Here is a 14028-nt window from a genome sequence, read left to right on the forward strand (position 1 = left end):
CTTGTCTGATATTGACATAGCAAAGTATCATAGAAATAAATTCACCCGCAGGCACCACCATTGCGCTTAATCGAATGGTAACCACACGCACTGCGATACACTCTCTTTCCGCGCACATGCTGCGTATCGTCTTGCCATTCACGGCGAAGACCCGGAAAGTTTCTCCGCCAGTGCCCGCACTGGTATCACCTCAGTAACATTGTCAGTCATGCTCACCGGGCTGTCTGAAGAAAGGGATTGAATGGATCACGGCGTATCTCTGATCACCACTGTCGCGGCCGCTTTTGGCGTCGCACTCATTCTTGGCTTCATCGCTGAGAGGATAAAAGTACCCGCCTTAGTCGGTTATCTGATCGCTGGAATTATTATCGGCCCGGCATCGCCCGGCTTTGTTGCCGATGTCAATATCGCCTCACAACTCTCTGAAATCGGCATCATGCTGCTGATGTTTGGCGTAGGTCTGCATTTCTCACCCGCCGACCTGCTTGCCGTAAAACGTCTGGCCGTGCCCGGTGCGATGCTGCAGATGGGTACTGCTGCCTTGCTCGGTATCGGGTTGGCGTCATGGTGGGGGTGGTCGTTTGGTGCGGCGCTGGTGTTCGGTTTGTCACTGTCATGTGCAAGTACCGTTGTACTGCTGAAGTCATTAGAGGCACGTAATCTGCTCGATACCATGAATGGCAAAATCGCGGTCGGCTGGCTGGTAGTGCAGGATCTGGTCACGGTGATGGTATTGGTGTTGCTGCCAGCACTGGCAGGAATACTCGGAAGTCAGACCGCTGCCGTAGAGAGCAGCCATTCTTTATGGTCAACCATAGGTCAGACGCTGCTGCAGGTCAGTGCTTTTATAGCGCTGATGCTGGTCGTCGGACGACGCCTGCTTCCTTGGATGCTGTGGCAGGTTGCACGCACCGGTTCACGTGAATTGTTCACCCTGTCTGTGATTGCAACAGCAATTGGTATTGCGTACGGTGCGGCAGAATTGTTTAAAGTGTCTTTCGCCCTCGGTGCTTTTTTTGCGGGTTCAGTCATGCGCGAATCCGAATTCAGCCATCGTGCAGCGGAAGAATCCCTGCCTTTGCGTGACGCTTTTTCCGTCCTGTTTTTTGTCTCGGTCGGTATGTTGTTTGACCCATCGGTACTGGTTGATCAGCCTGTGCATGTACTGGGCGTGGTTGCAATTATCCTGCTCGGCAACTCTTTGCCTGCTGCAACACTGGTGCTGTTTTTCAAATATCCACTCAATACTGCACTGACGATCGCCGCCAGTCTTGCCCAGATCGGTGAATTCTCCTTCATTCTGGCTGGCCTTGGAAAATCGATCGGTTTGTTACCGGCCGAAGGTGTCAATCTGATTCTGGCTGGTGCACTGATTTCTATCGCGCTCAACTCGTTTGTGTTTACTGCGATCTCTCCTTTCCGCCGCTGGATACTCGATCGTTCAGCGCTCGCGCGCCGTCTGGAAGTCAATCTCGATCCTTACGCTGAACTGCCTATGACTACTGAGCGCAAATATCTGGAAGGACAAGTCGTGCTGGTCGGCTATGGTCGGGTTGGCAGACGGATTGCCAAAGCGCTGGATGAACGCGGTATACCTTACGTTGTCGCAGAACAGAATCGTGAAGTAGTCGAGGATTTACGTAAAAACGGCCGTGCCGCGGTATCTGGCAATGCAGGTGATCCATCCGTGCTGATTCAGGCGCACATTGCAAATGCCGCCATGCTGGTGGTGGCGACACCGGATACGATCAACGTTCGTCAGATGGCAGAAACAGCACGCGCACTCAATCCGGAGATCGAGATTATTCTGCGTACCCATAACGAAGAAGAATCTGTGCTGTTGCACAACGAAGGCATCGGTTCCGTGTTCTTTGGTGAGGAAGAACTGGCCAAGGGCATGACCAGTCATGTTCTTGACCGCTTTGCTCCGGCCCCGGTCGCTACGCAGGTACATTCTCATTAAAAAAAAAGCAGATCGTCCGCTATATCTCCGGACGATCTGCTTTCATTATGAAATCAGTTTTAAAACAGACGATGTAACAGTATTACTTCAGCGTTTTTTCTTAGCTTCAATCTTGATGACCTGAAACACACCTTTCGTATCAAGATAACCTTTTGCCTCGACATACATACCATTCACATACTGGCCGCCATCTTCCCATCGTGCTGCCGACAAATTTGCATTTAATACAGAGCTGCCGCTCAATGTGCAATTCGACGGATAACTCGTACAGTTCAGAGTTGCATAGATTTCAAAGTTACGATTGCCACTCGACAAATCACTGCTATTGCCGGTTCCGGTTGAAATACCTGTCGTCGCCCCTTTCAGCTCCACCTTCGTCGCCACCAGTATGCCGTTGACCAGATTACCTTTTATCTCGACATAACTATTGTTCGCCAGACTGCTGACGCCGTATTCAAAACGGGCTTTACTCGCATCCACCTGCACGCCTTGCACAGTAAAGCTGGAAAGTGAGACATAATTTCCGACGACGCCGTACAGTTCCTGCTTATAGTTGCCAGTGTAAACAACCTGACCATTGACTCCCAGCACGTCAACACTACGGCCATTCCCCTCGAGTTCAATCTGGCTGGCAACGATAGTGCCTGCGGCCGACAAACTGCCCTTGACCTCAACCACTGCGCCAATCGCAGGTGCGGTTAAGTTACCGAGATCAACTTTAGTGCCGGAGACAACCATGCTGGTGCCGCTGACAGAATCAACGATGCCTTTTATTTTGACGATACTGCCGCTGGCAAATGTGGAACTGCCGAAAGTCAGCTCAGCTGCGTTCAATACCAGTACTTTCGTTGCCACCAGCTTCCCATTGTCAGGAACGGAATCAGACAGAACCCGGACATCAGCGCCGACACGAATCTGCGCGCCTTTTGGCACAACTTTATCACCACTGTACGATACGCTGACGCCATTGGCGAAAGTAAAGCTGCCATCAGTCAGGCTGATCGATGACACGATTCCACGCAATGCCACGGCACTGACAGCACCATACAGATCGCGGTAGGATTCAATTCTCGTCGCCACAAAACTGCCATCGGACTGAGGTAAGCCGTACACTTCAACAAGGTTATTTACTGCTAAACCGGTGAGTGTCGTTGTATTACCGTCGAACACCGTCGTATTCGTAATCTTCACCAGCTGACCGTTGACACGTAAAGTACCGAGCTGCAGATCAATCGCGGTAATTTTTCCACGCAAACCACCGACAATACGAATGTCAGTAGCACTGCCCGCAGCATTTTTTTCATCGACACTGCCGGCCACTGCGACCGTCGTACCAAGACCTATCATAGATTGATACCTGGCCGAACCATAAGGGTCATCACCGTCATGCACAAATGCACCAACGGTTTCAAAGCGGACACCATTGACAATAATTGAACCCAGTCCGGCGACGGGGCCGGCATAGGTTGTCACTCCAGCAGAAGGAGTGACAATCACCTGAGGCGGCGCCGATACCGATGTGCCGCTGCCGCCACCACCGCAAGCGGTCAGTACCAGCAGTGCACCGACACCGGACGTGATGAGTTGAATTCTGGATTGCCATTGGCTGATGAAGGCGGAAGATCTGATCATAACTATTGTCCTTTGAGCTGACGTTGACGATGGTGACGGATACAGCAGATCGGAAGAGCCCTGATCAGACTGCGGGTCAGAGTATGTGCAGGAAAACTTAAGGCGAAATTAAGTTGTACCAATTTAGCTGCAAACGGCTCTGTGTGTGAATGACAAAAATTTTGCAGTTCAGACGGCGTGCAGGCAATACGGCTTGATTCTCCTGAACAAACCGGAGGTCTGGGGGAATATGTCTGAATCCATGGAAAGAGGATGTTTCTGTCTATTCTGGCCCGGTATGGCATGGAGAATGGTGACAGACACGAAGGACGAAACGGTTTGCTGACCGGATCATAGTGCTGTTTGACAGCAATCCACTGATTGCACCGGATAGCGCATCAGTGGGAAGAGAATCAATGAGTGATTGATTGATCCCCGTGCACCTTCTGTGCACAGGGACTTTGCAGTAAAAGCAATCAGCCTATCGCTGGATAAGTACCGGTGCCGTCTGGCCATGGTGTCAGCACTTCAAAACCGTTAGCCGTTACCGCTACCATGTGTTCCCACTGTGCCGACAAGGAATGATCCTGGGTCACCACAGTCCAGCCATCTGCCAATTCTTTGACGCCGCGCTTACCGGCATTGATCATCGGTTCTATCGTGAAAATCATGCCTTCTTCGAGGCGCAGACCTTCGCCGCGTTTGCCGTAATGCAGCACCTGCGGTTCATCATGATAAATTTTGCCGATGCCATGGCCGCAGTATTCACGCACCACGCTGAAACCATCGCGATGCGCAATGCTTTGTATCGCATGGCCGACATCGCCCAGTGTCGCCCCCGGTCGCACCTGCATGATCCCCGCCCGTAAGGCCTCATAGGTTGTATTCACCAGACGGCGCGCCTGCTGGCTCGGCTCTCCGGCAAAATACATACGGCTGGTATCACCGAACCAGCCGTCTTTAATTACAGCCACGTCGATGTTAACGATGTCGCCTTTTTTCAGAATTTTTGACGGCGATGGTATGCCATGACAAACCACATGATTCACCGAAGCACAAATCGTTTTCGGGAAACCGTGATAACCGATATTGGCCGGAATCGCCTGCAACTCATTGACGATGTAATCGTGGCAGAGCTTATCCAGGTCTTCGGTACTGACACCGGGTTTGACATGCGGTGTGATCATATCGAGTACCGCTGCCGCCAGTTTGCCAGCAGCGCGTGACATGGCGATTTCTTCCGGCGTGTTAATTTTGATTTTAGCGCCTCTCATTGCACACCTCCGACCGCGGTGCCTGTACCCGGCCCGGCTGTACGGACAGACGACAAGGTTGCCAGGTCGAAGCCCCCTGCCTGTTCGGCACGAATCAGCAACTGACAGATATCGCGGTGATCCAGATCTGGGTAGATTTCGGCCAGCATGCCGATCCGCATCCAGTGTTCAGCCTGCGCGTTGATAGAACGGGAGAGCGCGTTGCTGGCAACACGCAGATTCTCATGCATTTGTTCGGAAATTTTTACGATGCCCATGGCTTTTTCTTATATATGAAACATAAACAATTCATATATTATCATAAAGCGCTGCCAGCGTTGTCAGCCAGCGCCTTCTCTAGCCCTGAGCGAGGACCTGCCAACTATTCCGCATCAAATTGCTGCGCCGGTGAAGCCATCTGAAATGCTGGCAGTGATTCACAGGCAGCAACGATGCGGCTGATCACGGGTAAGTCGTCCAGCGGACATTGAAAACGGCGGGCATTGAATACCTGCGGGATCAGGCAGCAATCCGCCAGTCCCGGCGTATCGCCATGGCAGAAAATGCCGGTACGCGGGTCGTTGGCCAGCAATTGCTCAACCGCTGCCAGCCCTTCATTGACCCAATGCCGGTACCAGTCATTTTTCCGCTCTTCAGTGATGCCGATATTTTTTGTCAGATAAGCGAGTACCCGCAAATTATTCAGAGGATGAATATCACAGGCGATCGTCTGTGCAATCGCCCTGACGCGGGCGCGTCCGTCGGCATCGTCCGGCAACAAAGCGACCTGTGGATAAGTTTCATCCAGCCATTCGATGATCGCCAGCGACTGCGTGAACACCGCGTGCTCAGTCTCCAGCGCAGGGACGATGCCTAAGGGGCTTTTCTGTTTGTAATCTGCCTGTTTCTGCTGACCACCATCGCGCAGCAAATGCACAGCCACGGCCTCATACGGCAGTTGTTTCAGATTCAGCGCAATGCGGACACGATAAGCAGCCGAGCTGCGGAAATAGGTATACAGCTTCATGGAAGAAATTTCAGTGTGATGATTGATCAGTCGGTTATCAGCGCAACCTGTACTCGCATAACCAGAAAATACAGCCACTGTATTCTATTGAAGTTTCAACGATGGCGTTCGCTTATCTTGCTTTGAATTTGCATAGATTCTGTGCCGCCATCGGTTACAGCCTCACCAATGGTATTGACGGTGCCAGTGCGCTACGTAGCAGATCAGAGGAATGATGTTGAGGAATGCAAGAGTTGGATCGATCGGTGGAACACGTCTCTACGGCATGTCCCAATGGCGCATGATCTTGCCAACCATCACCACTCGCTTGCCCATTGACATCAGCACCTGCGCTGACCAGATACTCAACCATCTCAAGTTGATTATTCGCCGCAGCAAAATGCAATGGCGTTCGCCCGCAAATATCTATCACAGTGATCGCACAAGCTTGCGATAAGAGAGCCTTGGCTGCGGCAAGGTCTCCAAGCTCGGCTGCTTGGTGCAACCGGTTATCAACATCGGTTTCTGAGGGAATATTACCTAGCCACATAACGCCCAGGTTAACCGGCGCCGGAGCGCGAAACGCGGAGGGCACCAACACTGACCATGAAAATGCCGAAGGCATGGCCCATGTTGGCGTCCGCTTGACCGACCAGTTAGGCTGCGGCACGGAAAGGCTGTGTTTGAGTCGATCATGAGATTCAGGAAAAAATCCAGCCAATAAGGCGCTTCAACCAAGAATTTGGCTGTGTTATCCCGGATGGCATTTGATCATCAGCCTTTGCTTTACTGTTAACGTTTGATTTTGGCGACTTTGGAGGTGGTGCCGGTTGAGCACTCACTTTACCGTCAGCTATCAGCTTCTCGGAAATCTGTTGGCAAAAGCCTTGTAGGCGCCAATAGGCCTCTTTTGCGACTTCGATTTCATATGCAATGCCGCGACGTAGTTCCGCGTGAAGGTGAATGGCGTTGCGATAGCTATAAACATTGCACACAACGTCTTTGATGCTCTGATCAATCAGCCCAAGCAGTCTGGCGGTTTCGGCTTTGTCTTCGAAGACGATTTTTCGCTCATCAATGGGCCGTGTCGCTATCTCGTAAACCGAAATAGACCCGGTGGGCTTGTAGGCGTTCTGGATTTTCGTCCGGATGTCGCCTGAAATGTTTATAGGCTTTCTGTGTTCATAAGACGTCAGGGTGACTACTTCGGGTGACGCTATATATTCCTGCATAAGTACGTGATGAAGCACTGCCTCATAAATTGATGCATAGAGCAGGATTTGAATCTTGACCTGCGCGGTCAGTAGCCAATCCGTTGCTGTCAGCCCCTCTAGTAATTTATAGATGTACCGCGCCGATCGAAACTCTTCCTCCAGTCGCTCCCGAAGGTCTGCGTCAGAGATAAACCAGAAATAGCGTTCATAAAATTCTTCGCTGGGAAGGTCGCGTTCCACGTAATCAACGACTGCTTTCCGTATAGGTTCTGTGAATGCCATGGACACTGCCTAAGATAGAAGGAGCCTAACTTGCTTTAAAGTGCAAATTGGCAAAATATCAGATGGATGAAAAATAAGCAACAAGTTCCAATGCCTCGCAAGTCCTTATCTGGTATAGTTTCTTTTCGTTATACTGATTAAATAATCAGTATAACAACAGGAACCTGCCATGACCGTGCCCCCTCAATTCCTCGATGAAGTCCGGCATAGATTGCCGTGCCAGTATGATGTCCTCGCCACTGAAAAAAAGTAGCTGCGTTGAGGCTGGATTGGTTTGCTTTGTTCTGGTCTGCGTCAACTACCGTAAATAAGAACGGCTTGAATGGTGGGAGCGAGGGTTGGGATGGCGCTGCGGATTTGCATCTCCTGCTGCGCTGACAACAGCACGTACATCGCCGCTTTGAAACGATCATTTTGGAAAAAATTGGGGAGTATGTGCCAAAAACACCTTATTCTCAGCATAAAACAAGGGCATTTAAAAATACTCCCCCCAGTATATTTAGCCCTTTTACAGGCAAAATTTGCGGCAAACGACGCGGTTGGCGCAGCTGACGCCATCTGCGTCATGCGCTTTGCGGCGGGTCAGGCGTATAGCTGAACATCGGGCAGATTTGCCAGCACCTGATCGTAAGTATCGTAGCTGCTCAGCGCGGTGACGATGACGGGTAAAGGCTCGCTCCAGACTTCGGGCAGATCGCGTTCATGCGGTGCGATGACGGGAAATGCGAGCGCTTCCTGCGGCGGATGAAACTCTGCTGCCACGCCGGGTTTGTTGCCGCGCGCATCGATCCGGTACCAGCCATGTTCCGGCAGATAAACGGCGTTGAGGCCGTGCAGGCAATACGGCGCGCCGTCGCCGGTGACGGATAAGCGTTGGTAGCACAGCCCGGTCGGAATGCCGTTCGCGCGCAGCAGCGCAGCGAGCAGGTGGCTTTTGGCGTAGCAGTAACCGGTGCCGTGCAGCAGCACGTCTGACGCTTTGCAAGTCACGGGGTTGAGCTTGTAATCGGAGCTGTGTTTGATCTGGTCACGCACAAAATGAAAGATGTGGCGTGTCAACTCGTGCGTGTTGGTCGCGTCAGCGGATGCCGCGAGTTCCTGCGCTTTTTGCCGGACGGCGGGATGGTCAAAATCGATGTATTCGCTTGCGCTTAAAAATTGCTTCATGAAAAATTCTGATGATAAATGAGAACCATGCCGCCTTGTTGGTATGCATCGCTGAAGATGTCCGCCTGACGGCACAAATACTGCACGAAAGTGTTAACGTTCACCCCAGCGCCAGCGCGGCGGCTCACCTTTGAGCAGACAAACTGCGATCAGCGCGGCGCAGATGATTCCGAGGTAGAGATTAAATATCAATTGCCCCTGCGCTGGCAGCAAAACGACAGCACCAGCGACGACCAGCAAAAGAAACACGAGCAACACCAGCCAGCCTTGCCACACGTTGGGAATACCCCAGCCCCAGCCGTAACGCTTTGCGGGAAACCAGTATTTCTTTTCGACGGACATGGCGCCTCCTTGTAAGTGTGTTGCGTACTGAAGTGTAGCATCCGGGCGGCGGCACTGATCTCGCACAAATGAGAAAACATACACGGCATCGTGATCGCTTCAACCTCAGATGCTGGATAGCCGGTTGCTGGCTTATTCCTGATGCCAGCAATATGGCTTAGCTTTTTGTACTCAGAGATGCGGCCTGACAGGAACGCTTAGCCAACATGGGATATCTCCCTGATTCGTACATTAACTCGCCAATAGAATATGAACGAAAAAAGTGCTCCGGTTGCGACCACGCCGACTGCGCCCGCCTTCTCGTTGAGATCAAGAAGATAGGTCGAGCCCACGATTGCCACCAAAGGAACACCGACGACAAAAATGAGCGCAAAGAACCGTAAGCCAATGGGCACATGTAGCGCAAGGAAACGTGCGACAAAGTCTCTGTTATCACCAGCAGCGTTGGATCGGAAGCACCAAATGATACCAAGCATCACAAACGAAACCTCAGTCACGACGGCAGCCCATGCTGGAAGGAAGGTCGGTTGCGTTGCATCGGAAGGCATAGCGGCACTCATCGCAGCAAGAGCCGATGAGAAAAGAAAATACTTGAGTTGCTCCAGCTCCGGCAATGGGCCACGTTTGAGGTCTTCGACAAGGGAGCGTGTATTCCATAGGTACATGATGTTGCCTTGCGTAATTTAATTTGACAGAAATGCAGCTTAATTCGAAGTGTTAAAAAAGACAATTTTTAACATACCATTAAAACAAACTGCAACAACCAAAAATTACCGCTTAAAAATCCTCATTTTTATAAAATGAGGGGAGTATGTGCCAAAAACACCTTATTCTCAGCATAAAACAAGGGGCTTTAAATATACACCCCCCAGTATATTTAGCCCTTCCACAGGCTAAAATTGAGCAGATTGGTACGCTCTGAGTGCGCCTGGCAACAGGTGTGATTTGTGTGAACCCGGCCTATCAGGCATGTTGCTCTGTCCACATGGCGTTGATGATCGCCCAGCGTTCATGGTCTTTCCACTCCAGCCCGCCGATTCTCAAATAGTTTTTAGAAAATCCTTCTTTCACAAAACCGGCGTTTGACACGAGGCGGATGGATGCCAGATTTTCGGGTTGTATGTTGGCTTCGAGCCGATGCAGATGTAATTCTTCGAACGCTTCTTTCAGGAGCAGTGTCATGCCCTTACGCATGTAGCCCTTCCCCTGATAAGGGTAAAAAACTTCGTAGCCTAAATACGCCGATTGAAAATAGCCACGCACGATGCCGGAGATATGGAAGGTGCCGAGAATATTGCCGTTCGTCGCTGAGCAAACAAAATACCGGTTCTCCTGGCTGATATAGGCTTCGTAATCACGCGGCGCATAAGTCCACGGCTGATGAAAAGAAGTGCTTTGTTCGTATAATTTTTTGACTTCAGCAATATCACTGAATTCTGGTTTTCTTAAAATGACCATTTTTTTCTCGTTGCGGTGATGTCTTCAGAGATGCGATGCGCAGCACCATCTGCATCAGTAAATGCGAATAAGTGGCGCGCGAATGTCGTTCGCAGTTTATTCGCTTTCATTCTAACTTTTACCTGCAAGTCGTCAGGAATTTTGCGGGGTCGAGCAATTTTCCAGTGTTATCGAACCGTATTACCGTCAAAGACGTTGTGCCGATTCAGCTCTGCGCCATAAGTAAATGGCGCTTGCCACCAGGCAGGCGGTTGCGAGTTGCAATGCGTAGCGGAGTGCGCTTGCGTGATCGGCGGCAAATGTATTCATCAAGGCCACGACGACGGGGCCGAGCAATTGACCAAACGCAAAGCTGGCGGTCATACGTGCCAGAACGGCGGTCGGGTTGGCGGTGGCGCGGGCGCGGGCTTCCTGCATTCCCAGCATGGTGATGACCATGAAATTGCCGCCGACGAACAAGGCGGCCAACACGATGCTGGTCATGGAAAGCCAAAGGCAGGGCAAGATCACGCCGACTGCCATCAGCGCATGGGACGTTGCCCACACATGCAGGCGATTGCATTTGCCAAGCACGCCTGCAACGATCAGGGTCGATGCGGCAGCCGCCATACCAAATACGGGCCATGCCCAGCCGAATACCTGCGGGTCATCCAGTAATTGTCTTGCCTGTGCGGGCAGATACGTCGCCGGCAAAATGTAGCCGAAACCAAACATGCCGTAGCAGATAATCAGCCCCATCACACCGGATGCTGAAGTTGATGTTGACGCTTGCGCGGGATTCACAGGTGCAGCGACGCTGTTTGCAACTGGCGGTAAAGGAAAATAAAAGCTGACGATCAGTGGCAATAGGGCAAGCAACACCGCCAGACAAGCTAAGACTATCCACATCATACGGGCGGGCATTGTTGCTGCCGCCCACAAACAAAAAATACCCGCCGCGACGATACCCAGCCCAACGCCTGCATAGATAAGACCCGCCAGGCTGGGCCTGGCCAGATTCGCCATCCAGCCCAGACCCCACGCGCTGGTCGCAATCAAAGCCCATGCACTGCACAGACCAGCCAGAAAACGCAAGATCAGCCAGATCCACTCAGACGAGGTAAGACCTATCGCTGCGGTGACGATCACGATACAAATCAGGCTGAGCGCCAACAATTTGGCGGGCGGCAAGCGCACCTGGCTGGCGCACAGCGCGCCGATCAGATAGCCCAGATAATTACTGGCGGCAAGCCACGCACCGGCATCGCTGCGCAACATACCATCCCGCAGCATCAAGGGAAACAGGGGCGTGAATGCAAAGCGACCGATACCCATCGCCAGTGCTAAAGACAGCATGGCGGCGATAGCAATGATCACTGCAAGGTGTTTTGGATGCTGAACAGGAAACAATGCGGAAGTATTCATGCGCTGATTAAAATGGAATTCCGCATTTCTGACAAATGAATTATTTGAAATCTGCTTCTTGAACACCCAAACATCAAGTCACGGCTGCCTGATCGCCTTAGAAAAAAGGCGCGCAAACTCAGGCCAGATCCTGAGCGACCTGGTCTGCGATCTGCGCCCATTCCTCGTCGGTGAATAAACGGGAACGGGTATGAAATGCCTTGCCGCTTGCGCCTTCGAGTGAAAAAGTACCGCCGTGGCCGTCGATCACATCCAGAATCAGCTGGGTGTGTTTCCAGTAATCGTATTGCAGCTTGCCGATATAAAACGGCACGCCGCCAACTTCACCTAGCTTGATGTCGTAAGGGCCTATCGTCAGATCGGTGGGCAGATAACAATTCGCAGCGCTGTTATCACAGCAGCCGCCGGACTGGTGAAACATAATGCTGCCGTGTTCTGCCTGCAACTGCTGTATGAGTTCCAGCGCTGCAGGTGTGGCGATGACGCGCTCTACCATGTGGGCCTCCTTGATATGTGACTCGTCCGCATAAAAAAGGGCAGATCATTCTGCCCCTTTTTATCTAGGTTACAGATACAGCGAGGATCAGAAGAAGCCGAGTTTATTTTCACTATAACTGACCAGCAGATTTTTGGTTTGCTGGTAATGATCAAGCATCATTTTGTGCGTTTCACGTCCGATACCGGATTCTTTATAACCACCGAACGCCGCATGTGCCGGATAAGCGTGGTAGCAGTTAGTCCAGACGCGGCCCGCTTTGATCGCGCGCCCCATGCGATAGGCGACGTTACCATTGCGGCTCCATACACCGGCGCCGAGTCCGTACAAGGTATCGTTAGCAATTGCGAGGGCTTCAGCTTCATCTTTGAAAGTGGTCACCGCCAGCACAGGACCAAAAATTTCTTCCTGGAAGATACGCATCTTGTTGTGGCCTTTAAACAGCGTCGGCTGCACATAGTAGCCGCCTTCCAGATCGCCACCCAGATGCGCCTGACCACCACCCGCCAGCACTTCGGCTCCTTCTTGTTTGCCGAGATCCAGATAAGAGAGGATTTTTGTCAGTTGTTCTTTGGAAGCCTGCGCGCCCATCATGCTGTCGGTATCCAGCGGATTTTTATGCTGGATCGCAGCGACACGTTTCAATACGCGTTCCATGAATTTATCGTAAATCGATTCCTGAATCAGCGCACGTGATGGGCAGGTGCAGACTTCACCCTGATTGAAGGCGAACAAGACCAGACCTTCGATGGCTTTATCGAGGAATTCGTCGTCTTTGTCCATGATGTCGGCAAAGAAGACGTTAGGCGATTTACCGCCCAGTTCCAGCGTGGCCGGAATCAGATTATTGGCGGCGGCCTGCGCAATCACGCGACCTGTGCTGGTGGAACCGGTGAATGCAATCTTGGCGATACGCTTACTGGTCGCCAGTGGCATACCGGCTTCGCGGCCGAAACCGTTGACGATATTGAGCACGCCGGGTGGTAACAGATCGGCAATCAGATCGACCAGAATCAGAATCGAGATTGGTGTGGATTCGGCTGGTTTCAGCACAACACAGTTACCTGCGCCCAGCGCCGGCGCCAGTTTCCATGCGGCCATCAGGATAGGGAAATTCCACGGAATGATTTGTCCGACGACGCCCAGCGGTTCCTGAATATGATAAGCGACGGTATTCTCATCGATGTTCGACAAAGCACCTTCCTGCGCCCGCACGCAACCGGCGAAATAGCGGAAATGATCGACGGTCAGCGGAATATCGGCATTCAGCGTCTCGCGGATCGCTTTACCGTTATCCACGGTTTCGGCATAGGCCAGCAATTCCAGGTTCGCCTCAACACGGTCAGCAATTTTCAGCAGGATATTCGAACGCGTCGCAGCATCGGTCTTACCCCATGCATCAGCTGCTGCATGAGCGGCATCCAGCGCCAGCTCAATATCTTCTGCGGTCGAGCGCGCTGCCTGTGTGTACACCTTGCCGGTAATCGGGGTGACGACATCAAAGTACTCGCCTTTCACCGGGGCAGTCCATTTGCCGCCGATAAAATTGTCGTAACGGGATTTGTATTGGATTTTGGCGCCTGCAGCACCAGGGGCTTCGTAGATCAAGGTTGTCTCCTTCGGTTATATATTATTTATCGACAGACACAAAGCTGTTTTGCGCTGGTCAGTCGTACTTTCTGCAAAAGCCATGCCAACCTCGGAACAGCAAATGAACCAGTCTGTATTTCCGTCTGAGATGGCAAATATCAGAGCAGCTGGCAACGCCGTACATGCACTTTTGCAGACAGAATCCTGCTAAGATAGTTGGCAACTGTCCGCAGATGTCTGTG

Annotated in this window: 14 protein-coding genes; 1 reads left to right on the top strand and 13 read right to left on the bottom strand. The window is 51.8% G+C overall.

The window, feature by feature from the left end; translation table 11 throughout:
• Nucleotides 1–241: 241 nt before the first annotated feature.
• Nucleotides 242–1963, top strand: a complete 1722-nt coding sequence (ybaL, locus tag ACPAOP_RS14025; protein ID WP_423680519.1) for a YbaL family putative K(+) efflux transporter — start codon at nt 242–244, stop codon at nt 1961–1963.
• An 87-nt stretch (nt 1964–2050) separates the two neighbouring features.
• Here ybaL and ACPAOP_RS14030 read toward each other — a convergent pair whose 3' ends face one another.
• The 13 genes from ACPAOP_RS14030 to ACPAOP_RS14090 all read right to left on the bottom strand — a co-directional run bounded on the left by ACPAOP_RS14030 (nt 2051) and on the right by ACPAOP_RS14090 (nt 13804).
• The gene (locus ACPAOP_RS14030) at nt 2051–3595 is read right to left on the bottom strand and encodes a DUF5666 domain-containing protein (RefSeq protein ID WP_423708431.1); all 1545 of its coding nucleotides are present in this window, start codon (nt 3593–3595) and stop codon (nt 2051–2053) included.
• A gap of 455 nt (nt 3596–4050) precedes the next feature.
• Nucleotides 4051–4848, bottom strand: coding sequence for a type I methionyl aminopeptidase (map, locus tag ACPAOP_RS14035; protein WP_423680516.1), 798 nt, complete (start codon nt 4846–4848; stop codon nt 4051–4053).
• Nucleotides 4845–5105 carry a ParD-like family protein gene (locus tag ACPAOP_RS14040; RefSeq protein WP_423708432.1) on the bottom strand — a complete coding sequence of 87 codons (261 nt, stop codon included), beginning with the start codon at nt 5103–5105 and terminating at the stop codon, nt 4845–4847. Before ACPAOP_RS14040 ends, map begins: the two co-directional genes overlap by 4 nt.
• Nucleotides 5106–5209: 104 nt before the next feature.
• Nucleotides 5210–5854, bottom strand: coding sequence for a maleylacetoacetate isomerase (gene maiA / locus ACPAOP_RS14045; RefSeq protein ID WP_423710026.1), 645 nt, complete (start codon nt 5852–5854; stop codon nt 5210–5212).
• A gap of 154 nt (nt 5855–6008) precedes the next feature.
• Nucleotides 6009–6428, bottom strand: coding sequence for an ankyrin repeat domain-containing protein (locus tag ACPAOP_RS14050; protein WP_423708433.1), 420 nt, complete (start codon nt 6426–6428; stop codon nt 6009–6011).
• A 106-nt stretch (nt 6429–6534) separates the two neighbouring features.
• Nucleotides 6535–7329, bottom strand: a complete 795-nt coding sequence (locus ACPAOP_RS14055; RefSeq protein WP_423708434.1) for a hypothetical protein — start codon at nt 7327–7329, stop codon at nt 6535–6537.
• A gap of 582 nt (nt 7330–7911) precedes the next feature.
• Nucleotides 7912–8496, bottom strand: coding sequence for a transglutaminase-like domain-containing protein (locus ACPAOP_RS14060; protein ID WP_423708435.1), 585 nt, complete (start codon nt 8494–8496; stop codon nt 7912–7914).
• A 93-nt stretch (nt 8497–8589) separates the two neighbouring features.
• Complete coding sequence (locus tag ACPAOP_RS14065; protein WP_423708436.1) at nt 8590–8838, bottom strand: hypothetical protein; 249 nt, start codon at nt 8836–8838, stop codon at nt 8590–8592.
• 197 nt (nt 8839–9035) lie between these two features.
• Nucleotides 9036–9503: a hypothetical protein gene (locus tag ACPAOP_RS14070; protein ID WP_423708437.1), complete on the bottom strand. Its 468-nt coding sequence runs from the start codon at nt 9501–9503 to the stop codon at nt 9036–9038.
• Between the two features lie 298 nt (nt 9504–9801).
• On the bottom strand, nt 9802–10296 hold the full coding sequence (locus ACPAOP_RS14075; protein WP_423708438.1) for a GNAT family N-acetyltransferase: 495 nt from the start codon (nt 10294–10296) through the stop codon (nt 9802–9804).
• Between the two features lie 186 nt (nt 10297–10482).
• Complete coding sequence (locus tag ACPAOP_RS14080; protein ID WP_423708439.1) at nt 10483–11700, bottom strand: YbfB/YjiJ family MFS transporter; 1218 nt, start codon at nt 11698–11700, stop codon at nt 10483–10485.
• 118 nt (nt 11701–11818) lie between these two features.
• Nucleotides 11819–12196, bottom strand: coding sequence for a DUF779 domain-containing protein (locus ACPAOP_RS14085; protein ID WP_423680502.1), 378 nt, complete (start codon nt 12194–12196; stop codon nt 11819–11821).
• Nucleotides 12197–12283: 87 nt separating this feature from the next.
• Nucleotides 12284–13804, bottom strand: coding sequence for an aldehyde dehydrogenase family protein (locus ACPAOP_RS14090; RefSeq protein WP_423708440.1), 1521 nt, complete (start codon nt 13802–13804; stop codon nt 12284–12286).
• Between the last annotated feature and the right edge of the window lie 224 nt (nt 13805–14028).

Source organism: Undibacterium sp. WLX3042 (assembly GCF_049544825.1).
Taxonomy (GTDB): Bacteria; Pseudomonadota; Gammaproteobacteria; order Burkholderiales; family Burkholderiaceae_D; genus Undibacterium.

Excerpts from the sequence above, each read along its gene's own strand:
- ybaL (WP_423680519.1), top strand. The coding sequence starts at position 242 with ATGGATCACGGCGTATCTCTGATCACCACTGTCGCGGCCGCTTTTGGC.
- ACPAOP_RS14030 (WP_423708431.1), bottom strand. The coding sequence starts at position 3,595 with ATGATCAGATCTTCCGCCTTCATCAGCCAATGGCAATCCAGAATTCAA.
- map (WP_423680516.1), bottom strand. The coding sequence starts at position 4,848 with ATGAGAGGCGCTAAAATCAAAATTAACACGCCGGAAGAAATCGCCATG.
- ACPAOP_RS14040 (WP_423708432.1), bottom strand. The coding sequence starts at position 5,105 with ATGGGCATCGTAAAAATTTCCGAACAAATGCATGAGAATCTGCGTGTT.
- maiA (WP_423710026.1), bottom strand. The coding sequence starts at position 5,854 with ATGAAGCTGTATACCTATTTCCGCAGCTCGGCTGCTTATCGTGTCCGC.
- ACPAOP_RS14055 (WP_423708434.1), bottom strand. The coding sequence starts at position 7,329 with ATGGCATTCACAGAACCTATACGGAAAGCAGTCGTTGATTACGTGGAA.
- ACPAOP_RS14060 (WP_423708435.1), bottom strand. The coding sequence starts at position 8,496 with ATGAAGCAATTTTTAAGCGCAAGCGAATACATCGATTTTGACCATCCC.
- ACPAOP_RS14065 (WP_423708436.1), bottom strand. The coding sequence starts at position 8,838 with ATGTCCGTCGAAAAGAAATACTGGTTTCCCGCAAAGCGTTACGGCTGG.
- ACPAOP_RS14070 (WP_423708437.1), bottom strand. The coding sequence starts at position 9,503 with ATGTACCTATGGAATACACGCTCCCTTGTCGAAGACCTCAAACGTGGC.
- ACPAOP_RS14075 (WP_423708438.1), bottom strand. The coding sequence starts at position 10,296 with ATGGTCATTTTAAGAAAACCAGAATTCAGTGATATTGCTGAAGTCAAA.
- ACPAOP_RS14080 (WP_423708439.1), bottom strand. The coding sequence starts at position 11,700 with ATGAATACTTCCGCATTGTTTCCTGTTCAGCATCCAAAACACCTTGCA.
- ACPAOP_RS14085 (WP_423680502.1), bottom strand. The coding sequence starts at position 12,196 with ATGGTAGAGCGCGTCATCGCCACACCTGCAGCGCTGGAACTCATACAG.